Source organism: Georgenia daeguensis (genome assembly GCF_039537705.1).
In the GTDB taxonomy this organism is placed as follows: Bacteria; Actinomycetota; Actinomycetes; order Actinomycetales; family Actinomycetaceae; genus Georgenia; species Georgenia daeguensis.
In genome coordinates, this window is the sequence record NZ_BAABBA010000036.1 from 1 (window position 1) to 20,300 (window position 20,300).

General features: G+C 75.1%; 22 protein-coding genes, 1 pseudogene and 2 riboswitches. Of the genes and pseudogenes, 19 read left to right on the forward strand and 4 right to left on the reverse strand.

Annotated elements, in window-relative coordinates; genetic code table 11:
- Nucleotides 1–296, reverse strand: a pseudogene (locus tag ABD774_RS20150) (ABC transporter permease); the annotation flags it as partial.
- Nucleotides 293–1,300: an ABC transporter substrate-binding protein gene (locus ABD774_RS20155; RefSeq protein ID WP_486327351.1), complete on the reverse strand. Its 1,008-nt coding sequence runs from the start codon at nucleotides 1,298–1,300 to the stop codon at nucleotides 293–295. The gene ABD774_RS20155 and the pseudogene ABD774_RS20150, both read right to left, overlap by 4 nt.
- Before the next feature lie 511 nt (nucleotides 1,301–1,811).
- On the opposite strand from ABD774_RS20155, the gene pcaH reads away from it, so the two are divergent.
- The 8 genes from pcaH (at nucleotide 1,812) to ABD774_RS20195 (ending at nucleotide 8,666) form a co-directional block, all read left to right on the forward strand.
- On the forward strand, nucleotides 1,812–2,525 hold the full coding sequence (gene pcaH / locus ABD774_RS20160; RefSeq protein ID WP_486327352.1) for a protocatechuate 3,4-dioxygenase subunit beta: 714 nt from the start codon (nucleotides 1,812–1,814) through the stop codon (nucleotides 2,523–2,525).
- On the forward strand, nucleotides 2,518–3,108 hold the full coding sequence (gene pcaG, locus ABD774_RS20165; RefSeq protein WP_345045224.1) for a protocatechuate 3,4-dioxygenase subunit alpha: 591 nt from the start codon (nucleotides 2,518–2,520) through the stop codon (nucleotides 3,106–3,108). The genes pcaH and pcaG overlap by 8 nt, the downstream gene beginning before the upstream one ends.
- Nucleotides 3,109–3,239: 131 nt before the next feature.
- Nucleotides 3,240–4,556 carry a lyase family protein gene (locus tag ABD774_RS20170; RefSeq protein WP_345045225.1) on the forward strand — a complete coding sequence of 439 codons (1,317 nt, stop codon included), beginning with the start codon at nucleotides 3,240–3,242 and terminating at the stop codon, nucleotides 4,554–4,556.
- A 144-nt stretch (nucleotides 4,557–4,700) separates the two neighbouring features.
- Nucleotides 4,701–4,826: riboswitch (FMN riboswitch) on the forward strand.
- Between the two features lie 91 nt (nucleotides 4,827–4,917).
- Nucleotides 4,918–5,931, forward strand: coding sequence for an ABC transporter permease (locus tag ABD774_RS20175; protein WP_345045227.1), 1,014 nt, complete (start codon nucleotides 4,918–4,920; stop codon nucleotides 5,929–5,931).
- Nucleotides 5,932–6,000: 69 nt separating this feature from the next.
- Entirely contained in the window at nucleotides 6,001–7,035 is a 1,035-nt protein-coding gene (locus ABD774_RS20180) for an ABC transporter substrate-binding protein (protein WP_345045228.1), read from the forward strand.
- A gap of 10 nt (nucleotides 7,036–7,045) precedes the next feature.
- A complete protein-coding gene (locus ABD774_RS20185) occupies nucleotides 7,046–7,309 on the forward strand; it encodes a phosphoribosyl-ATP diphosphatase (protein ID WP_345045230.1) in 264 nt (87 codons plus the stop codon).
- Nucleotides 7,310–7,366: 57 nt separating this feature from the next.
- Nucleotides 7,367–8,212: an ATP phosphoribosyltransferase gene (gene hisG, locus ABD774_RS20190; protein WP_345045232.1), complete on the forward strand. Its 846-nt coding sequence runs from the start codon at nucleotides 7,367–7,369 to the stop codon at nucleotides 8,210–8,212.
- A 7-nt stretch (nucleotides 8,213–8,219) separates the two neighbouring features.
- Nucleotides 8,220–8,666: a PH domain-containing protein gene (locus tag ABD774_RS20195; protein ID WP_345045233.1), complete on the forward strand. Its 447-nt coding sequence runs from the start codon at nucleotides 8,220–8,222 to the stop codon at nucleotides 8,664–8,666.
- 74 nt (nucleotides 8,667–8,740) lie between these two features.
- Here ABD774_RS20195 and ABD774_RS20200 read toward each other — a convergent pair whose 3' ends face one another.
- A complete protein-coding gene (locus tag ABD774_RS20200; RefSeq protein ID WP_345045234.1) occupies nucleotides 8,741–9,883 on the reverse strand; it encodes a DUF3866 family protein in 1,143 nt (380 codons plus the stop codon).
- A 94-nt stretch (nucleotides 9,884–9,977) separates the two neighbouring features.
- Nucleotides 9,978–10,112, forward strand: a riboswitch (FMN riboswitch).
- A gap of 83 nt (nucleotides 10,113–10,195) precedes the next feature.
- Here ABD774_RS20200 and ribD point away from each other — a divergent pair.
- From ribD to ABD774_RS20235, 7 genes are read left to right on the forward strand one after another with little or no spacing between them, the layout of a single operon-like run.
- Nucleotides 10,196–11,350 (forward strand): bifunctional diaminohydroxyphosphoribosylaminopyrimidine deaminase/5-amino-6-(5-phosphoribosylamino)uracil reductase RibD, encoded by a 1,155-nt coding sequence (gene ribD / locus ABD774_RS20205; protein WP_345045235.1) that lies wholly within the window; start codon nucleotides 10,196–10,198, stop codon nucleotides 11,348–11,350.
- Complete coding sequence (locus ABD774_RS20210; protein ID WP_345045236.1) at nucleotides 11,350–11,943, forward strand: riboflavin synthase; 594 nt, start codon at nucleotides 11,350–11,352, stop codon at nucleotides 11,941–11,943. The genes ribD and ABD774_RS20210 overlap by 1 nt, the downstream gene beginning before the upstream one ends.
- On the forward strand, nucleotides 11,940–13,235 hold the full coding sequence (gene ribB / locus ABD774_RS20215) for a 3,4-dihydroxy-2-butanone-4-phosphate synthase (protein ID WP_345045237.1): 1,296 nt from the start codon (nucleotides 11,940–11,942) through the stop codon (nucleotides 13,233–13,235). The genes ABD774_RS20210 and ribB overlap by 4 nt, the downstream gene beginning before the upstream one ends.
- Nucleotides 13,232–13,768 carry a 6,7-dimethyl-8-ribityllumazine synthase gene (gene ribH, locus ABD774_RS20220; protein ID WP_345045240.1) on the forward strand — a complete coding sequence of 179 codons (537 nt, stop codon included), beginning with the start codon at nucleotides 13,232–13,234 and terminating at the stop codon, nucleotides 13,766–13,768. Before ribB ends, ribH begins: the two co-directional genes overlap by 4 nt.
- Nucleotides 13,769–13,777: 9 nt before the next feature.
- A complete protein-coding gene (locus tag ABD774_RS20225) occupies nucleotides 13,778–14,782 on the forward strand; it encodes a helix-turn-helix transcriptional regulator (protein ID WP_345045242.1) in 1,005 nt (334 codons plus the stop codon).
- Nucleotides 14,775–15,749, forward strand: coding sequence for a helix-turn-helix transcriptional regulator (locus ABD774_RS20230; RefSeq protein WP_345045245.1), 975 nt, complete (start codon nucleotides 14,775–14,777; stop codon nucleotides 15,747–15,749). The genes ABD774_RS20225 and ABD774_RS20230 overlap by 8 nt, the downstream gene beginning before the upstream one ends.
- A 24-nt stretch (nucleotides 15,750–15,773) precedes the next feature.
- A complete protein-coding gene (locus tag ABD774_RS20235; RefSeq protein ID WP_345045246.1) occupies nucleotides 15,774–16,133 on the forward strand; it encodes a hypothetical protein in 360 nt (119 codons plus the stop codon).
- A gap of 51 nt (nucleotides 16,134–16,184) precedes the next feature.
- Here ABD774_RS20235 and ABD774_RS20240 read toward each other — a convergent pair whose 3' ends face one another.
- Nucleotides 16,185–17,180: a glycerophosphodiester phosphodiesterase family protein gene (locus ABD774_RS20240; RefSeq protein WP_345045249.1), complete on the reverse strand. Its 996-nt coding sequence runs from the start codon at nucleotides 17,178–17,180 to the stop codon at nucleotides 16,185–16,187.
- A 183-nt stretch (nucleotides 17,181–17,363) separates the two neighbouring features.
- On the opposite strand from ABD774_RS20240, the gene tatA reads away from it, so the two are divergent.
- From tatA to ABD774_RS20260, 4 genes are all read left to right on the forward strand, one after another.
- Nucleotides 17,364–17,675 (forward strand): Sec-independent protein translocase subunit TatA, encoded by a 312-nt coding sequence (gene tatA, locus ABD774_RS20245; protein WP_345045251.1) that lies wholly within the window; start codon nucleotides 17,364–17,366, stop codon nucleotides 17,673–17,675.
- 3 nt (nucleotides 17,676–17,678) lie between these two features.
- Nucleotides 17,679–18,458, forward strand: coding sequence for a twin-arginine translocase subunit TatC (tatC, locus tag ABD774_RS20250; RefSeq protein ID WP_345045253.1), 780 nt, complete (start codon nucleotides 17,679–17,681; stop codon nucleotides 18,456–18,458).
- A gap of 2 nt (nucleotides 18,459–18,460) precedes the next feature.
- The gene (locus ABD774_RS20255) at nucleotides 18,461–19,447 is read left to right on the forward strand and encodes a diacylglycerol/lipid kinase family protein (protein ID WP_345045256.1); all 987 of its coding nucleotides are present in this window, start codon (nucleotides 18,461–18,463) and stop codon (nucleotides 19,445–19,447) included.
- The coding region (locus ABD774_RS20260) for a DEAD/DEAH box helicase (protein WP_345045258.1) at nucleotides 19,444–20,300 on the forward strand (857 nt) is incomplete at its 3' end. The genes ABD774_RS20255 and ABD774_RS20260, both read left to right, overlap by 4 nt.

Genomic DNA, 20,300 nt, shown 5'->3' on the forward strand with positions numbered 1-20,300 from the left:
ACCATCGCGATCACGAGCCCGATCGCCCACGTGGTCAGCGTGTCACCCAGCGCCGTCCAGAACTCCGGCGTCTGGAGCCGCGCCACGAGGGCGGCGAACATCTCGGAGAACGGCGGCATGAACCGCCTGTCCACCACCCCCAGCCGGGGAAGCGCCTCCAGCAGCACCAGCACGCACAGGACCCCCGCCAGCCCGAGCAGCGCGCTCCGCCCGCCGGACCCCGACCTGCGCCGGGACCGGCGCGCCGCCACGGCGCGCGTCGACCTCGGCGCCGGGGTCGTGGTCGCGGCGGTCACGGGAGGAGAGCGTCGACGTCGACGTCCTCGCTCACAAGGCCGTACTTGAGCGCGAGGTCGGCGAGCGTCTGGACGGAGTCGCGGTTGATGTCGGGGGAGAAGCGCGGCATGACCATCTTCTCCTGGACCGCCGGGTCGATCTCCGTGTAGGTGGAGAGGATCTCGCGGGCGGCGTCGGGGTTCTCCTCGGCGTAGGTGAGCGACTCCTCCATCGCGGCGGTGAACGCCTCGACGGTCTCGGGGTCGCTCTCGGCGAGCTGGGACGTGGTGAAGTAGGACGCGATCATCATCTCGGGGTCGACGTCGGCGAAGTTGTGCGTGACGACCTCGGCGCCCTGGTCCATCGCGATGGTGCGGAAGGGCTCGAGGATCCACGCGGCGTCGACCTGCCCGCCGGCGAGGGCCGCAGGCATGTCCGGGAAGCCCATCTCGACGAAGGAGACCTGCTCAGGGTCGCCGCCGGCCTTCTCGACCACCTCGCGGACCGTGACGTCGCCGATGTTGTTGAGGGTGTTCACGGCCACGGTCTTGCCGGCGAGGTCGGCCGGGCTCTCGATGCCGGAGTCCGGCATGGCCAGGACGGCGCCGATGTCGGACTCGGGGTCACCGGTGGAGAAGTTGCCGGGCGCGACCATCTTCAGGGGCAGGCCCTGGGAGCCGGCCAGGAGGAGAGAAACGACGTTCGAGAAGCCGAACTGGTACTCCCCGCTGACGACCGCGGGGACGACGGCGGCGCCGCCCTGGGCGAGCTCGAGCTCGACGTCGAGCCCATGGTCCTCGAAGATCCCCTGGTCGACCCCGAGCCAGATGGCGGCGGTGTCGACGATCGGCAGCACGCCGACGGTCACCGCGGTGAGCTCGCCCGACCCGCCGGTCGCGGTCCCACCGGCGGTCGCACCGTCGCCGCCGCCGTCGCCGCCGCCGCCCGTGTCCCCGCCGCCGGAGCAGGCGGCCAGGAGCGCGAGGGAGCCTGCAGCGGCCAGGGCAGTCGTCATTCGTCGCATCGTCAGTTCCTTCGTCGGGGGGCGGGACCGAGCGGAGCGGCTCGCGTCGTCGGGGGCTGGGGGTGGCCGCGGGTCTCACGGCGGAGGTCCACGGCTGCACTGCCGTGGGGTCGTCACGCACGGAATCGATGAACGGTCGTTCGCATCGAGAACTTAGTGCCGGGCTGTTGGGCCGTCAAGCATGAATCGTGACGCCGGTCACGCCCGAGCTGCGGTGCTGCTCGGCGCCGTCGCTCCGGGTGCCGAGGGTGGTGGTCGCCCGCGCACCGGACGACGTGCCGACCTGAAACCCGACGACGTTGGGGGCCACCACACGGACAGGTGGTTGACGTCCCGGACCCGGCACGCCATCCTCGGCTGGACGAGAACGGGTGTACGCGCTGCGAACGCCCGCCACGCGCGGACCGACGACGCCGCGCGACCGCGTGCACGAGGACGTGACGGAAGTGGAGCCATGAGCGGACTGGACGATCTGTTCCTGCCGGGTGCCATCACCCGCGGGGGCGTGGTGATGCCGACCTTTCCGGTCCCCAAGGGGGTGCACCCGCCGCTGAACAGCCCCGAGTACCTCTCGACCGAGCTGCGCCACCCCAGGGAGCCGCTGCGCGCGATGCCTCAGCGCCTGAACGAGCTCACCGGGCCGGCGCTGGGGGAGGACCTGGTCCGGGAGGTCGACAACGACCTGACCCGGAACCACGGCGGCGAGGCCGAGCCGGTCGGGCAGCGGATCATCGTGCACGGCCGGGTGCTGGAGGAGGACGGCCGCCCGGTGCCGAACACGCTCGTCGAGGTCTGGCAGGCCAACGCCGCCGGGCGTTACGCGCACCAGTGGGACCAGTGGCCGGCCCCGCTGGACCCGAACTTCACCGGGGTCGGCCGCATGATGACCGACGCGGACGGGCGCTACCGCTTCACCTCGATCAAGCCCGGCGCGTACCCGTGGCGGAACCACCCCAACGCGTGGCGCCCGGCGCACATCCACTTCTCCCTCTTCGGCCGCGCGTTCACGCAGCGGCTCGTCACCCAGATGTACTTCCCGGACGACCCGCTGTTCTTCCAGGACCCGATCTACAACTCGGTGCGGGACGAGAGCGCCCGCCGGCGGATGATCTCCCGCTTCGACTACGAGCAGACCCAGGACCACTGGGCGCTGGCCTTCGAGTTCGACATCGTGCTCCGCGGGCCCCAGGCGAGCGTCTTCGAGGAGGACGACGACGATGAGTGAGCGACTCGGACTGACCCCCTCCCAGACGGTGGGCCCCTACCTGGCGATCGGTCTCGACTGGGGCGGCGCGGGGCAGCTCGCCGTCCCCGAGGGGACGCCCGGCGCGTTCTGGATCCGCGGCCACGTCCTCGACGGCCGCGGCGAGCCGATCCGCGACGCGATGGTCGAGATCTGGCAGGCGGACCCGGACGGCCGCTTCGACCACCCCGCCGACCCGCGCGGCGCCGGCCCCAGCAGGATCCCGGGCTTCACCGGGTTCGCGCGCAGCGCCACGTGGAAGGACGACCTGCGCTGGCAGGTGTACACGGTCCGGCCCGGACCGCTGCCCGCGGGTGACGTCGACGACCCCGACGGCCCGCTCGAGGCGCCGCACATCGACGTCAGCGTCTTCGCCCGCGGCATGCTCGACCGCGTCGTCACACGGATCTACTTCCCGGACGAGCCGCTGAACGAGACGGACCCGGTGCTGTCCGAGGTGCCCGCCGAGCGCCGTGAGACGCTGATCGCACGCCCGGGCGAGAACGGCTACACGTTCGACATCCGGGTGCAGGGGCCGGGGGAGACCGTCTTCTTCGAGGTGTGAGTCGGGACGACCGGAGCTTTCGCCGGCCGACGACGACGGTGGAGGCGCCGTCTGACCGACGACGACGGTGGAGGCGTCCCTCCGACCGGTACGAGCGAGAGCGGCGCTGGCGCGCCGGAAGGGGGGCGGGCGTGGGCTCGTTGCTCGGCACGGCGACGGCGGTCGACGCCTTCCTGGGCGACGACGCGCTGCTCGAGGCGATGGTCGCCACGGAGGTGGCCCTCCTGCGCGCGGCGGAGCGGGCGGCGCTCGTCCCCGCCGGCTGCGGCGACGCCCTCGCGAGCGCCGTCCGCGAGCACCCGGTCGACCCGGCGACGCTCGCGGACGGGACGACGGCGGCCGGGAACCCCGTCCCGGCGCTCGTCAAGGCCCTTCTCGCCGTCGTCCCGGAGCAGGTCCGCCCGTGGGTCCACCACGGGGCCACCAGCCAGGACGTCCTCGACACCGCGCTGATGCTGCTGGCGGCACGCGCGTGCGACACCACGCTCGCGGACCTCGACGCCGCCTGCGCGGCGGCCTCCGCGCAGGCCGACCGGCACCGGGACACGCTGCAGGTCGGGCGCACCCTCGGGCAGCAGGCGGTGCCCACCACCTTCGGGGTCACGGCCGCCGGGTGGGCGCTGGGGCTGCACGCGGCCCGGCTGGCGCTGCGCCGGGTCCGCCACGACGGGCTCGCCGTCCAGCTCGGGGGAGCGGCGGGCACGCTGGGCGTGTACGGGGCGGCGGGCCCCGCAGTCGTCGCCGGCCTCGCCGAGGAGCTGGGGCTCGCCGCCCCGGCCGCGCCGTGGCACACCGAACGCTCGCGCGTGCGGGACCTGGCCGCCGCCCTCGGCTCCGTCGTCGCCGCCGCCGGGAAGGTCGCCACCGACGTCGTCGCCCTCTCGGCCACGGAGGTCGGCGAGGTGTCCGAGGGCGGCGGGGAGGGCCACGGCGGCTCGTCCGCCATGCCGCACAAGCGCAACCCCGTCACGTCGGTCCTCGTGCGCGGCGCGGCGCTCCGGGCGCCCGGCCTCGTCGGCACCCTCTACGCCGCCAGCCTGCAGGAGCACCAGCGCGCCGTGGGCGGGTGGCACGCCGAGTGGCAGCCGCTCCTCGAGCTGCTCTCGCTGGCCGGCGGCGCGGCGGCCCGGACCGCCGAGATCCTCTCCGGGCTGCGCGTGGACGCCGCCCGCATGGCGGCGACGCTCGACGGCGCACGCCCGGCCGTCATGGCCGAGCAGCTGAGCACGGCGCTCAAGCCGCGCGTCGGACGGGGCGAGGCCCAGCGTCTGGTGGCCGCGGCGCTGGTCGCCGGCGCGGAGGACGACGTCGTCGCCCACCTCGTGCGCTCGGGCACCGGTCTGTCCGAGGCCGAGATCCGCACGGCGCTCGACCCGCGCAGCACCACCGCGGCGTGCGCGGGAATCGTCGACCGGACGCTGCGGGTGGTGGCGGACGCACGGCCGTAGCGCCGTCGCCGGGTGGGGGGCCGTCCGACGAGCGCAGCGGCCGCTGTGCCCCCCGGCCGTCCGTGCCGCGAGGGCTGGCCGGCCGCGTGACGAGAGATACGGCGCGCCGCCGGCGCTTGGCGGTATCATCACCCACGTAGCAAGCACGTGCTCCGGGGTCGGTGAGAGTCCGAACCGGCGGTGACAGTCCGCGAGCCGGCACCTCGGTGCCGGTTGACCTGGTGGAACTCCAGGACCGACGGTTAAAGTCCGGATGGGAGGAAGCACGCGGCGCGCACCCCCAGGGTGCGTGCCGACGCGGGCGCGGGTACTTTCGCGTCCGCCGTCCCCGGTCCACGTGCCCGGACCGGAGGGACGAGATGTGAGTATCCAGCAGAGCCAGCGCTCCGCGGTCGAGCGCCCGGACGCGCGCCAGGTCGCGCCGGTCGCCCCGGCAGCGCCCGGGTCCGCGCCGTCCGTCTCCACACCCTCAGCTGCCGCGCCCTCGGCTGCCGCCCCCTCAGTCTCCGGACCGGCAGATTCCACGCACGCTGCCGCCGAGGCATCGACTCTGGCGCACTCGGCGTCCGCACACGCCGACCACGCTGCGCAGGCGGCCGACGCGGCGGCGCCCCGCCGGCCGCGCCGTGACCGAGCGACCCGGCGACGCGTCGTCGCCCCGCTGCTCCTCGGCGCCGTCGTGCTGCTCGTCTGGGAGGCCGTGTCACGGTCGGGCGTCGTCCCGTCGTTCTTCCTCCCCGCGCCGACGGCGATCGCGGTCCGTCTTGTGGAGGACCTGACCACCGGCGGCCTGCTCGGCTACGTCGGCCCCACGCTGCTGGAGGCGGCCCTCGGCTGCCTCGCGGGCGCCGCCGTCGCCCTCCCGCTCGGGTACGCCGTCTTCCGCAGCGCCCGCGCCGCCGCGGCCCTGGAGCCCTACATCGCCGCCTCCCAGGCGGTCCCCGCGGTGGCCCTCGCGCCGCTGCTGATGCTCTGGCTCGGCTACGGCCTCGTGCCCATCGTCGTGCTGTGCGCGCTCACGGTGTTCTTCCCGATCCTCCTCGCCACGGTGCTCGGGCTGCGCACCCTGGACCCCGACGTCGTCGCCGCGGCCCGGCTCGACGGGGCGGGCGGCTGGCAGCTGCTCTCGTTCATCGAGCTGCCGCTCGCCCTGCCCGCGCTGCTCACCGGACTGCGCAACGGCTTCACCCTCTCCGTCACCGGCGCGGTGGTCGGGGAGTTCGTGATGGGCGGCCAGGGGCTCGGCATGCTCGTGGCCGCGCGGGGCGACTCCGCCGACACCGTGGGGATCTTCGCCGCCCTCGTCGTCCTGTGCGCGCTCGCGATGTCGGTCTACGGCCTGCTGAGCGCCCTCGAGCGCCGCCTCGAGACCTGACCTGCCGCGCCGCACCGGCACCGTCCGTACCGATCGCTGACCACCGACCGACGAACCACTGGAGAACCGTTGTCCCGCCAAGCCCGCCGTCTCGCCGCCGCCGCGCTCGCCCCCGTCGTCCTCGCGCTGGCGGCCTGCACCACGCCGCCCGCCGCGCAGGACCAGCCGTCGGCGTCGGCCGCCGGCACCGCCACGGAGCTGACCGTCGGCCTGACGTACACGCCGGACATCCAGTTCGCGCCGTTCTACGTCGCCGCCGAGAAGGGGTACTACGAGGACGCCGGGCTCGACGTCACGCTGCGCCACCACGGCGCCAACGAGGGTCTCTTCACGGCCGTCGCGGGCGGCCAGGAGGACGTCGTGGTCGCGGGCGGGGACGAGATGCTGCAGGCGCGCTCCCAGGACGTGCCGCTGCTGGACGTCGCGACGCTGTACCAGGAGTACCCGGTCGCCCTGATCGTCCCGGCGGACTCGCCGATCGAGACGGCCGCGGACCTGAAGGGCCACAAGGTCGGGATCCCCGGCCCGTTCGGCGAGACGTACTTCGGCCTGGTGGCGCTGCTGCACGGCGCGGGCCTGACGGAGGAGGACGTCGCCGTCGAGCACATCGGCTTCACGCAGCAGGCCGCGCTCACGGCGGGCCACGTCGACGCCGTCATGGGCTTCGTCAACAACGACGCGGTCCGGTTCGCGCAGGCGGGCCAGGAGGTCCGGTCGATCCCGGTGACGGAGGGTGACGTCCCGCTCGTCGGCATCGGCCTGGGCGTCCTCGACGCGACGGCGCAGGAACGTCCCGAGGACGTCTCCGCCGTCGTCGAGGCCACCCTCCGCGGGGTGCGTGACGTCGTCGCCGACCCCCGGGAGGCCGTCGAGCTCTCCGCCGAGTACGTCCCGGACCTCGGTCGGCAGGACCGCCAGCAGGAGGCGCTCGCCACCCTCGAGGCGACCATCCCGCTCTACGGCGAGGGTGACGCGATCGGTGCGCAGTCCGCGGGAACGTGGGAGGCGATGGTCACGCTCATGCAGGACAACGGCCTGCTCGACGCCCCCGTCGACCCGGCCGAGGCCTGGACCGACGAGTTCCTGCCCGCGCCGAGCAACTAGGGTGGTCGGCGTGAAGTCGTTCGAGGAGCTCTTCGCGGAGCTGCAGCACAAGGCCGCCGCCCGACCTGAGGGGTCGGGGACCGTCGCGGAGCTCGACGCGGGGATCCATGCGATCGGCAAGAAGATCGTCGAGGAGGCCGCCGAGGTCTGGATGGCCGCCGAGCACGAGAGCGACGCCGCCGCGGCGGAGGAGATCTCGCAGCTGCTCTACCACCTCCAGGTGATGATGATCGCGCGCGGGCTCACGCTCGAGGACGTCTACCGTCATCTCTGACCCGTCCTGCCCGCTCCACCCACCCGTCCGCCCCTGACCGCACCACAGGAGCCAGCCGTGCTGCGTATCGCCGTGCCCAACAAGGGCTCGCTGTCCGACCCCGCCTGCGAGATGCTCGTGGAGGCAGGCTACCGCGAGCGCCGTGACCGGCGTGAGCTCGTCCTGCCCGACCCGGACAACGACGTCGAGTTCTTCTTCCTGCGCCCCCGCGACATCGCGGTCTACGTCGGCTCCGGCACGGTGGACGTCGGGATCACCGGCCGCGACCTGCTGCTGGACTCCGGCGTCGACGCCGTCGAGCACCGGCCGCTCGGCTTCGCCCGCTCGACGTTCCGTTTCGCCGCCCCGGCCGGGGAGATCACGTCCCTGGAGCAGGTCGCCGGCAAGCGGGTGGCCACCAGCTACGACGTCCTCGTGGGCAACTACCTGGCCGAGCACGGCGTCGACGCGACCGTCGTCCACCTCGACGGGGCCGTGGAGTCCGCGGTCCAGCTGGGGATCGCCGACGTGGTCGCCGACGTCGTCGAGACCGGCACCACGCTGCGCGCCGCCGGCCTGTCCACCTTCGGCGAGCCGATCCTGAAGTCCGAGGCCGTGCTGATCCACCCGCGCGGGCACGAGGTCAGCAACGGGCTCACCGTGCTCGACCGCCGCCTGCAGGGCGTGCTCGTGGCCCGTCAGTACGTGCTCATGGACTACGACGTCCCGGTCGAGCACGTCGAGAAGGCCGTGGCGATCACCCCGGGCCTGGAGTCGCCGACCGTCTCCCCGCTGCACAACGGCGAGTGGGTGGCGGTGCGCTCCATGGTGCGCAAGGAGGCCACGAACCGGGTCATGGACGAGCTCTACGACGTGGGCGCCCGGGCGATCCTGGTGACGTCGATCCACGCCTGCCGGATCTGACGGAGCCGTGGACCAGTACCAGGAGCTTCACGCGCCGTTCAGGCCGCGGGCGGCGCGTCTGATGACGGTGTTCCTGGGCGTGCTCACGGTCGCCGGCGCGGCCGCCATCATCGTGACGCTGCCGCGCATGGAGGGCGTCGTGTTCGGGCCGGCCGACCAGGCGGGCACCGCGGTGCTGGCGCTGGGCATCTGCTGGTTCCTCTACCGCCAGGGGGCGGTCGCCGCGCGACCGGGCGAGCGCGGCATGGTGGTGCGCAACATCATCCACACCCGCGAGGTCGAGTGGGCCGAGATCCTCGCCGTGAACTTCGGCGACGGCGCGCCCTGGGTCCAGCTCGACCTCTCCGACGGCGGCACCCTCGCCGTCATGGCCATCCAGCGCGCCGACGGCGAGCACGGCCGGGCGGAGGCCCGCCGCCTCGCGACCCTCGTCGCCCTCCACGAGAAGCGCTGACTCCCGCTCCGCAGCGGGCTCGGCAGGGTGGCTGCACCTCTGGCCGGACTGCGACACCCCGCCGTGGGCTCCGGCTAGGCCGTCGCCAGCCGGCCCGCGTGCACGCCGGCGACGGCGGCCGCGAGGAACGCGGCCGGGTCCTGCTCCAGCCCGCGCCCCATCGTCGACAGCCGCACCGGCGAGGCCGCGAGCGCCTCGGCGAGCCCGTCGGTGGAGATCTCCACCAGCCGGTGGATGCCGGCAGGGGCCGTGAGACCCGCGGCCTGCTCCCGCACCCGCTCGGCGAGCCCCGCCGGGACCGCCCGCTCGAGGTCCGAGCCGGCGTCGAAGCGCGGCACGACGACGTCCGCGGGGGTCAGCGCCACCCGCCCGTAGGCGGTCAGCGAGTGGTGCGAGACACCGAGGTGCCGCTCGCGCGGGTCGGCACCGGAGACGCGCAGCGACGCCACCGGCGCCCCGCCCAGCGTGGCGGCCGCGTTGATCGCCTCGCCGCAGGCGGTGCCGGAGAACCCCCACCGGGTGCCCGTGCCGAGGTTGCCCGGCCCCTGGGCGACGACGGCGACGTCGGCCCCGAGGACCAGCCGTGCCGCCAGCAGCCCGGTGTGGAGGGTGACCGCCTCCAGGTCGCCCCCGAAGGCCTGCCCGACAGTCACCGACCCGGCCAGCCAGCCCTCGGCCCGCAGCCCGGCGACGGTGCGCGAGAACCACGCCGGCAGGGCACCGCCGTCGGTCATCACGTAGGCCACGCGCAGGCTGGGATCGACCGTCCGCAGCCCGGCGAGCACCGCAGGCACCGCGGAGTGCAGGTCCGCGACGACGACGGGCATGCCGCCGAGGTCGTCGGCCTCGCGGAGGGTCTCGTGGTGCTCGGACTCCTGCTCGTCGACGCCGAGCACCATGGTCTGCAGGGGCGTGTAGCGGGCCTTCACGAGGTGGCCAGGCCCGGCGGGCGGGTCGGCGGGCAGGCGGTCGGGCAGGGCGACGACCATCGCGTAGCCGCCGGTGCCGAGGCCGCGGGCGAGCGCCGCGGCGGAGAGCGTGACGCGGTCGCCGGCCACCGGCTCCCCGACGAGGTCGACGTAGGCCAGCGCGCGGACCCGCGTACCCCCCGCCAGGGGCGGCTCCGCGCCGTCGCCCACGATCTCGACGTCGAGCTCGACCGCCCCGTCCCAGGAGGCGCGCACGCCCCGCACCACTCCGTCGCGCCAGATCATCACGGCCGCCACGGTACCGGCGTCGGCCCCGTGGCCCACGGTCCGGACACCGTTCTCGGGTGCCACGGATCGTGTGGCACCATCTCCGGCAGAGCAAGCACGTGCTCCGGGGTCGGTGAAATTCCGAGCCGGCGGTGACAGTCCGCGACCCGGTACCAGCAGCATCGGTACCGGTTGACCTGGTGGAACTCCAGGACCGACGGTGAAAGTCCGGATGGGAGGCAGCACGTGGCGCCGTGACGGATCCGTCCGTCCGGCGCCACTCGTCGTCGCACCTCCCTGCCCGGCCGCCCGTGCCGAGAGGCAGGAGGAGCAGTGGCGACGACCACGACGACCCGCGCGGTGACCGAGAGCGCCGCGCTGGACCGCGCGATCGAGCTGGCCGCCCGCGGACCCCTGGCGGGGGGCAACCCCCGGGTGGGGTGCGTGCTGCTCGGCGCCCACGGCGACGTGCTCGCCGAGGGGTACCACCGCGGCGCCGGCACGGCGCACGCCGAGGCCGACGCCCTGGCCCGGGTGGACCCCGCCCGGCGCCCGGAGCTCGTCGGGGGGACCGCCGTCGTCACCCTCGAGCCGTGCCACCACACCGGCCGCACGCCCCCGTGCTCGCGTGCCCTGCACGCCGCCGGGATCGCCCGGGTGGTCCACGCGACGGCAGACCCGGACCCCCGCGCCGCCGGGGGAGCGGCGTGGCTGCGCACGCAGGGCGTCGAGGTGCTCACCGCCCGTGCGGCGGGCGCCGACCCCGCGGCGGCCGCCCGCGCCGAGGAGCTCACGCGCAGCTGGAGCACTGCCGTGCGCCGTGGCCGGCCCTGGCTGGTCGCCAAGACCGCCACCACCCTGGACGGGCGGGTCGCCGCCGACGACGGCACCAGCCGCTGGATCACCTCCGGCGCGGCCCGCGAGCACGCGCACACGGTGCGCGCCGACGTCGACGCCATCCTCGTCGGCACCGGGACCGTCCTCGCGGACGACCCGGCCCTCACCGCCCGTCCGCCGGCACGCGCGAGCGAGCAGCCGGTCGGGCGTGCGGGCGAGCAGCCGCGTCCGGTCGCGCGCGCGGCCGCGGTCTCGGCGGAACCGCTGCGGCAGCCGCTGCGCGTCGTCGTCGGCGAGCGTCCCGTCCCCGCCGGCGCCAAGGTGCGCCGCGGCCCGGGGGAGTGGCTCCACCTGCCCACCCGCGACCTCGCCACGGCGCTTGAGGAGCTTCACCGCCGCGGCGTGCGCCACGCCCTGCTCGAGGGCGGCCCCACCCTGCTCACCGCCGCCCTGCGTGCCGGGCTCGTCGACGAGCTCCACGCCTACGTCGCCCCCGTGCTGCTGGGCACCGGGACCGGCGCCGTCGGCGACCTGGGAGTACGCACCATCGCCGACGCCCAGCGGTGGCGGACCGTCATGACCGAACGGCTGGGGGACGACCTGTTCCTCGCCGCCCGACAAGCCCACCCGCAGAACGAAGGAGAGAGCTGATGTTCACCGGACTCGTCGAGGAGGTGGGCACCGTGCGCGGCCGCGAGGACGTCGACGGCGCCGCCCGCCTCCACCTGGCCGCCACCACGGTCACGGAGGACCTCGCCGTCGGCGACTCGGTCGCCGTCGCCGGCGTGTGCCTCACCGTCACGGACCACGACGCCGGCGGCTTCACCGCCGACGTGATGCCCGAGTCGCTGGCCCGCACCACGCTCGGCACGCTCGCCGCCGGCGCCCCGGTCAACCTCGAGCGCGCGGTCCGCGCCGACGCCCGGCTCGGCGGGCACATCGTGCAGGGCCACGTGGACGGGGTGGGCACCGTGGTCAGCCGCACGCCCGGCCCGCGCTGGGACGAGGTGGAGATCGCGCTGCCGGCCCACCTCGCCCGGTACGTGGCCGAGAAGGGGTCCGTCGCCGTCGAGGGGGTCTCCCTGACCGTGACCCACGTGAGCGACGCGAGCTTCGGGATCGCCCTGATCCCCACCACGCTCGCCGCGACCACCCTGGGCACCCTGGCCGTCGGCGCGGCGGTCAACCTCGAGGTCGACGTCGTCGCCAAGTACGTCGAGCGGCTCACGGGAGCGGGCCGGTGACCGCGGCGACCACCGCCCGGCACACCGTCGAGGACGCCCTCGCCGCACTGCGCGACGGGCAGCCCGTGCTCGTGGCCGACGACCGGGACCGTGAGGACGAGGTGGACGTCGTCCTCGCCGCCGCGACCGCCTCGCCGCGGTGGCTCGCCTGGACGATCCGGCACTCCTCAGGGTACGTCTGCGCGCCCATGCCCGCCGCCCGGGCGGACGCCCTGGACCTGCCGCTCATGGTGGCGGCCTCCCAGGACCCCCGGCGCACGGCCTACACCGTGACCGTCGACGCCGCCCACGGCGTGACGACCGGCATCTCGGCCGCCGACCGGGCGCTGACCCTGCGCACCCTCGCCGACCCCGCGACCACCCCTGCCGACCTGGTCCGCCCCGGCCACGTTGTCCCGCTGCGCGCCGTTCCCGGCGGGGTCCTCGAGCGGGGCGGGCACACCGAGGCCGCGGTGGACCTGTGCCGCCTCGCCGGTGCCGGGGAGGTCGCGGCGATCGCCGAGCTGGTCCACGACGACGGCACCATGCTGCGGCTGCCCGCGGCCACCGAGCTCGCCTCGCGCGAGGGCCTGGTGCTGGTGACGATCGCCGAGCTGGCCGCCTGGCGTCGCGCCCACGACCCGTCCGAGCCGCCCGCGCCCGCGCCCGCGCGCGTGCGCCGGACCGGCAGCGCGTCGCTGCCGACCGAGCACGGCACCTTCACGGTGCACGGGTACCAGGACCTGGCCACCGGGGCCGAGCACACGGCGCTCGTGGCCGACCGGGCGCCGGCCGCCGGAGGTGCGCCGCTCGTGCGCCTCCACTCCGAGTGCCTCACCGGCGACGCCCTGGGCTCCCTGCGCTGCGACTGCGGGCCTCAGCTGCGGGCAGCCCTGGAGGCCACGGCCCGGGAGGGCGGCGCCGTGGTCTACCTGCGCGGGCACGAGGGCCGCGGCATCGGGCTGCTGCAGAAGATCCGGGCCTACTCCCTGCAGGACTCCGGCCGCGACACGCTCGAGGCGAACCTGGACCTCGGGCTTCCCGCCGACGCCCGGGAGTACGCCGCCGGCGCGGCGATCCTCGCCGACCTCGGTCTGCGCAGCGTGCGGCTGCTGACCAACAACCCCGACAAGGCCGCCGGCCTGCGCGACGGCGGGATCGACGTCGAGGAGATCGTCGGCCTCGAGACCGCCGTGACGCCGCACAACCACCGGTACCTGAGCACCAAGCGGTCCGCCATGGGCCACCACCTGCCGGGCCTGGACGCCGTGGGCGCCCCGGTCCGGCCCGAGCACGAGGAGGCGACGCGATGAGCGGCGCAGGAGCACCGAAGCTGGCGATCGACGGGACGGGGCTGCGCGTCGTCGTCGTCGCGGCGCAGTGGCACACCGAGGTCATGGACGGACTGCTCGCGGGGGCCGTCAGCACGCTGCAGGCGGCGCACGCCGAGCACGAGGTCGTCCGCGTCCCGGGGTCGTTCGAGCTGCCGGTCGTGGCGGCGGAGGCGGCGCGGGGCGGCGCGGACGCGGTCGTGGCCCTCGGCGTCGTCATCCGGGGCGGGACGCCGCACTTCGAGTACGTCTGCCAGGCGGCCACGGCCGGCCTGAGCGAGGTCGCAGTGCGCACGGGGGTCCCGGTGGGCTTCGGCCTGCTCACCACCGACGACGAGGCGCAGGCGCTCGACCGGGCCGGGCTGCCCGGCTCCCGGGAGGACAAGGGCGCCGAGGCCGCGGAGGCGGCGGTCGCGACGGCCCTGACCCTGCGGCGCCTGCGCGGCGCGGCGTCGGGGGAGGATACGGACCGCGTGCCCCGCGTGGCGGCGGGAACCGCGTACCCGGCCCGGTAGCGTGGGGGAGTGGCTCAGCGTGTGGAGGCGGCGGAACGGCTGCTCGACCTGGTGATCGCGCTGACGCACACCCGCCGGTGGATGACCAAGCAGGAGATCCGCACCCGGGTCAACGGCTACGCCGACGCCGCCAGCGACGCCGCCTTCGAGCGGATGTTCGAGCGCGACAAGGACCTGCTGCGGGAGATGGGCGTCCCGCTCGTGGTCGAGCACGACCCCGTGCACGAGGACGACGTCGGCTACCGGGTCGACGCCGCGGGCTACACGCTCCCCGAGGTCTCCTTCACCCCGGCCGAGGTCGGCGTGCTCTCGCTCGCCGCCGAGCTGTGGCAGGACGCCGCGCTGCGCTCCTCCGCGCGGCGCGGCGTCACGAAGCTGCGCGCGGTCGGCCCCGCGCCGGAGCCGGACGTGCACGCCGGCCTGGCGCTGCGGGTGCGCGGCCCGGAGGCCGCCTTCGCGCCGCTGCTCGAGGCGATCGACACCCGCCGCGTCGTCACGTTCACCTACCGGGCGGCAAGCACCGGCCAGGTGGCGCGCCGCACGGTGCAGCCGTGGCGTCTGCTCAGCCGGGACCGCGGCTGGTACCTGGTCGGCCACGACGTCGACCGTGACGCGCCCCGCGCGTTCCGGCTCTCGCGGATCCAGGGCCGCGTCCGTGCCACGGGCGCCCCGGGGGCGTTCGACGCGCCGGCGGGCGACGACGTCGGCGCCCTGGTCGAGCGGGCGCGCCCCCGGGCCGGCACCGCGCGGCTGGCGCTGCTGCCGGGCCGGGCCGCCGCCCTGCGGGCCCGGGGCCGCGAGGTCCCCGGCCCCGACCCGGCCACGAGCACGGGCCCGCTCGCCGACCGTGACGTCGTCGAGCTGCCCTACACCGACGCCGAGCTGCTCGCCGAGGAGCTCGCCGCCTACGCGGAGGCCGCGCTCGTGCTCGAGCCGGACGACCTGCGCGAGGCCGTCCTGCGCCGCCTGCGGGCCGTCGCCGCCCTGGACTCGGCGGAGGGCACCCGTGGCTGAGACGACCGCCGAGCGCGTCACCCGCCTGCTCGCCCTGGTGACCTACCTCGGCGAGCACCGCGGCGCGCCGGTCGCAGAGGTCGCCGCGCACTTCGGGACCACCGAGGCTCAGGTGCTCGCGGACGTGAACCTCCTGTGGGTGACGGGCACACCCGGCTACTTCCCGGACGACCTCATCGACTTCTCCGCCGACGCGCTCGACCACGGCGAGCTCACGCTGACCGAGGCGCGCGGCATGGACCGCCCGCTGCGCCTGGCCAGCTCCGAGGCGATCGCGCTCCTGCTCGCGCTGCGGTCGCTGCGCGAGGTGGTCGAGACCCACCCGGGCCTCGGGCGCGACCCGGGAGCCCTGGAGTCCGCGATCGAGAAGCTCTCCGCCGCCACGGGGCGGGCGGCGGAGCAGGCCGCCTCCGTGCAGGTCGAGGTCCGGACCGACGCGCCGGCCGCCGTCCTCGAGGCCGTCCAGGGCGCCGTCGCCCGCCACCGGCGCCTGCACCTGCGCTACGTCTCGGCGGCCGACGTCGTCACCGAGCGCGACGTGGACCCGGTCGAGGTCCGCTCCGACGGCGTGACGTGGTCCCTGCGCGCCTGGTGCCACCGCGCGCAGGGGGCGCGCACCTTCCGCCTCGACCGGATCCTGGCCGTGGAGGAGCTCGACGTCCCGGCCGCGCCGCACCCGGACCTCGTCGCGGGGGACGACCGGCCCTGGGAGGGCGAGGGCCGCCTCGTCACCCTTGACCTGGCCTCCGCCGCCCGTTGGGTCGCCGAGCACACGCCGGTCGAGGACGTCACCGACCTGCCCGACGGCAACCTCAGGGTCACCCTCCGCGCCGGCGACCCGGCGTGGGTGAGCAACCTCCTGCTCTCCCTCGGCGACGCCGTGCTTGCGGTCTCCCCGCCGGCCCTGGCCCAGGAGGTCGCCGCCCGCGCCCGCCGCGCCCTGGAGGAGTACGGTCACCTGTCCTGACCTGCGCCCCCTATCCTGGGGCGCGTGTGGTGGCTGATCTGGGTGGTCCTCGTCCTCGCGGCGCTCGGCGTCGGCGTCCTGCTCGCCCTGCGCCTCTGGCGCCAGGTCAAGGCGCTCGGGCGCGAGGCCCGCGGCCTCTCCGACGCCGCCGAGCGGCTCGAGCGCGCCGGCGACGACGACGTCCCCGCCCGGCCGCGGCACGTCCCGGGCGTGGTGGGCGAGGAGTCCACCCTCGACCGTGCCCGCGCCACCCGCGAGCGGGTCAAGGTCGCGCGGTCCCACCAGCGGCAGGGCAGGCTCGAGCGATCCGCGGCCCGCTGGCGCCGGCACGGGCTGCTCGACGGCACCCCGGCACCCTCCGTGGTGCGTCGGCCCGCCGACTGATGTCCCGTCCGGTCCCGCTGCTGTCCAGCCGCTACCGCAGCGGCCCGCCGACTAGCGCAGCAGCCGGGCCGCGCGGTCCGGGTAGTCCGTGATCAGCCCGTCCACCCCGGCCTCGATGACCAGGGCGAGATCCCGCTCGGCGTTGACCGTCCACGGCACGACGGCGAGTCCAGCGGCGTGGGCCCTGTCGACGAACTCCCGGTCGGTCACGAGGCGGAACCCGGGATCCGCCGCCGTCGCCCCGTAGGGCTCGGCGTACGCCGGGGCGACGGCGACCGCCCCGAGCGCGACGGCGGCCGAGATCAGGTCGCCGTCGTGGTCCTCGTAGCGCAGCGACCCCGTCCACGCACTGCCGGGCGCGAAGGTGCGCCGGTCCGCGAGAGCGGCCAGCGGCAGCCAGGGCGCGGCGCGCCGGGCGTGCTCGAGGACGCGCCAGTCGAACGACTCCAGCACCACGCGCCCACCGACCCCTGCCGCGTCCACCACGTCGACGACGGCGGCGACGAGGTCCTCCGGCGTGCTGCTGAGCTCCGGGCGGGTGGGGTCGCACTTGACCTCGACGAGGAACCAGACCTCGGGGTCCACCTCCTGCACCGCGTGCAGCACGTCCGCCAGGAGCGGGATGCGGGTGCCGGGGCGGGCCTGCTGCTCCGGGAACGCCGGGAGCGTCCGCCGGCCGACGTCGAGGCAGGAGAGCTGGCCCAGCGTCAGGTCCACCACCGGGGTGCCGACGTACGGGAACGCGGTGTCCGAGGGGACCGCGGGGCCGGTGTCGACGGCCTTGTCCGCGCCGACCACGGGATCGTGCCAGACGACGAGCGCACCGTCGGCGGTGAGCTGGACGTCCAGCTCGAGCGTGCTCGCGCCCAGGGCGACGGCGCGCAGGAAGCTGGGCGCGGTGTTCTCCACCACGAGGCCGCGCGCGCCCCGGTGGCCCTCGAGGTCGAAGAAGCCCGGTCGCCAGGGCCCCCGGGCGGGCCCGGCGGCGTGCGTGGCTCGCGGGGCGGCCGCCGTCCCGGCGTGCGCCGTCGCGTGCGGTGCGTCCATCTCGGTCCCTCCTCGTTCCGCCGGCTGGTGGAAAGGTCCAACTGTGCCCCCTCGGGATGAACACCCCCGGCGCCCCCGGTGAACATCCGGTGCCTTCGCGGCGACACCGGGACGAACGGTCGAGGCACCGTGCCCGGGCGCTATTCTCGGGGGCAAGACCTCCCACGAACGAAGGTGCCTCCGATGTTCCGCAACGGCTTGCAGCCCTCGCACATCATCATCCTGCTGCTGGTGATCATCCTGATCTTCGGGGCCTCCAAGCTCCCCGACATCGCCTCGAACATCGGCAAGTCGCTGAAGGTGTTCAAGAAGGAGGTCAAGGAGCTGCGGGACGACGACGACGACAAGGCGGACACCTCCTCCTACACCGCGACCGGCGGGCAGCCGCCGCAGACCACCACGACGCCGTACCCGGGCGCCACCGGGACGCCCACGCCCCCCGAGCAGCCACCCGCGGGCGGTCAGCCCACCGGGCAGCCGCCGCACCAGCCCTGACGGGTGAGCGCGGTCAGCGCGCGCTCGCGACAGAAGAATCCCGAGGGGCGCATGCCCCTCGGCGACCACCTCCGCGAGCTGCGCAAGCGGCTGATGCTCGCCGCGGCGGGCATTCTCGTGGGGGCGGTCGGCGGCTGGTTCCTCTACCCGCCGCTGTTCTCCTCGATGGTCGCCCCCCTCGAGGCGATCGGTAACCTCAACTTCACCACCGTGGGCCAGGCGTTCGACCTGCGCATCCAGGTGGCGCTCTTCCTCGGCCTGTTCCTCACGAGCCCGTGGTGGATCGGGCAGCTGTGGATGTTCGTCACACCGGGCCTGACCAAGAAGGAGCGGGTGTACTCGCTGTCCTTCATCGGCGCCGGCGCTCTGCTGTTCGTCGGGGGAGGGGCGCTCGCGTGGTGGATCCTGCCCCACGCCGTCCAGATCCTCACCTCCTTCACGCCCACCCAGGCCCTCAACCTGCTCGACGCGCGCACCTACTTCGCCTTCTTCATGCGCGTGATCCTCGTCTTCGGCGTGGCGTTCCTGCTGCCGCTGGCCATGGTCGGCCTGAACTTCCTCGGCGTCGTGCGGGCCAGGACCTACCTGCAGGGCTGGCGCTGGGCCGTCCTGGCTGCCTTCGCGTTCACCGCGGTGGCCAACCCGCTCCCGGACGCGTGGTCGATGATCATCATGGGCGGCGCGATCAGCCTGCTGTTCTTCCTCGCCGTCGGCGTCTGCTTCCTCCACGACCGCCGGGCCGACAAGCGGCGGGCGGCCCACGACGCCGAGCTCGGGATCTGAGCGTGGCGGAGGCGGCGGCGCGCGGACCCACCGGGCGCGTGGGGCTGGTGCTCAACCCCACCTCGGGCAAGGGGCGCGGCGCGAAGGTGCGTGAGCGGGTGCTCGCCGGTCTCAGGGCGGCCGGGCTGGACCCCGTCGACCTCTCCGGGCCGGACCTCGACGCCGCCACCGCCCGCGCCCGGGCCGGGCTCGCGCAGGGCCTCGACGCCCTCGTCGTCGTCGGCGGCGACGGCATGGTCCACCTGGGCGCCAACGTCGTGGCGGGCACCGGGGTGCCGCTGGGCATCGTCGCGGTGGGCACCGGCAACGACGTCGCCCGGGACCTCGGCCTGCCGGTGCACGACGTCGACGCCTCGCTCGCCCTCCTGCGCGACGCCCTCATTGCGGACGGCGCGGGGGGTGCGGGCGACGGCGCGGGCGTGCGGATGGTCGACGCCGTCGCCGTCTCCCGGCCCGGCGGCCTCACCGAGCACTGGTTCATGGCCGTCCTCTCCTGCGGGCTCGACGCCGCGGTCAACGACCGCGCCAACCGCATGACCTGGCCCGCCGACGGCGGACGCTACGTGCGCGCCCTGCTCGCCGAGCTGGGCGGCTACGTCCCGTACGGGTACCGCGTCACCATGGACGGGCGGGTCTGGGAGGGGAACGGCACGCTCGTCGCCGTCGCCAACACGCGCAGCTTCGGCGGGGGCCTGCTCATCGCCCCGAGCGCGGAGCCCGACGACGGCCTCCTCGACGTCGTCATCGCCGACGGGCTGAGCCGCTCGCGCCTGCTGCGGCTCTTCCCCCGGCTGTACCGGGGCACCCACGTCACCGACCCGGCCGTGCACGTGCACCGGGCCCGCTCGGTGCTCATCGAGCCGCTCCTCGCCCGGGGGGCGGCCCCGCCCGTCGCGTTCGGCGACGGCGAGCGCCTGGACGCCCTGCCGCTCCAGTGCGACCTGCATCCGCGTGCGGTGGGGGTGCTGGCACGTACTCTCGGGGCATGAGCTCCCCGGCTGAACGCTATGCCGCGTCCCGACGTCGCCAGCAGGCAGAACGCAGCCGGCTGGGTGCGTTCCGGCGGAGGCTCGGCTTCGAGCTCGACGACTTCCAGGTGCGGGCGTGCGAGGCGCTCGAGTCCGGGCACGGGGTGCTCGTCGCCGCCCCGACGGGCGCCGGGAAGACCGTCGTGGGCGAGTTCGCCGTCCATCTCGGCCTGGCCACCGGGCGCAAGGCGTTCTACACCACGCCCATCAAGGCGCTGAGCAACCAGAAGTACCTCGACCTCGCCGCCGTGCACGGCAAGGAGAACGTCGGCCTGCTCACCGGGGACACCTCGATCAACGGCTCCGCCCCGGTGGTGGTGATGACCACCGAGGTTCTGCGGAACATGCTCTACGCGGGCTCCGACACCCTCGACGGGCTCGGGTTCGTCGTCATGGACGAGGTGCACTACCTCGCCGACCGGTTCCGCGGGCCGGTCTGGGAGGAGGTCATCATCCACCTCGACAGTGACGTCCAGGTGGTCTCCCTCTCGGCGACGGTCTCCAACGCCGAGGAGTTCGGCGAGTGGCTCACGATGGTGCGCGGCAACACCGAGGTCGTGGTCACCGAGCGGCGGCCCGTGCCGCTGTGGCAGCACATGATGGTCGAGAAGCACCTGCTGGACCTGTACTCCGCGCACGTCGACCCCACCGACGTGCGCGCGGACCCGCCGCTGAACCCGGACCTGCTCGAGGCGATCCGGCGGGCCCAGCGCACCGGGTCGGCCCGCGACACGCCCGGGCGCGGGCGAGGCGATGTCGGCACCGGCCGCGGGTCGGTCCGGCGCGGCGGCGGCCGCGGCGGCGACGGCGGAGG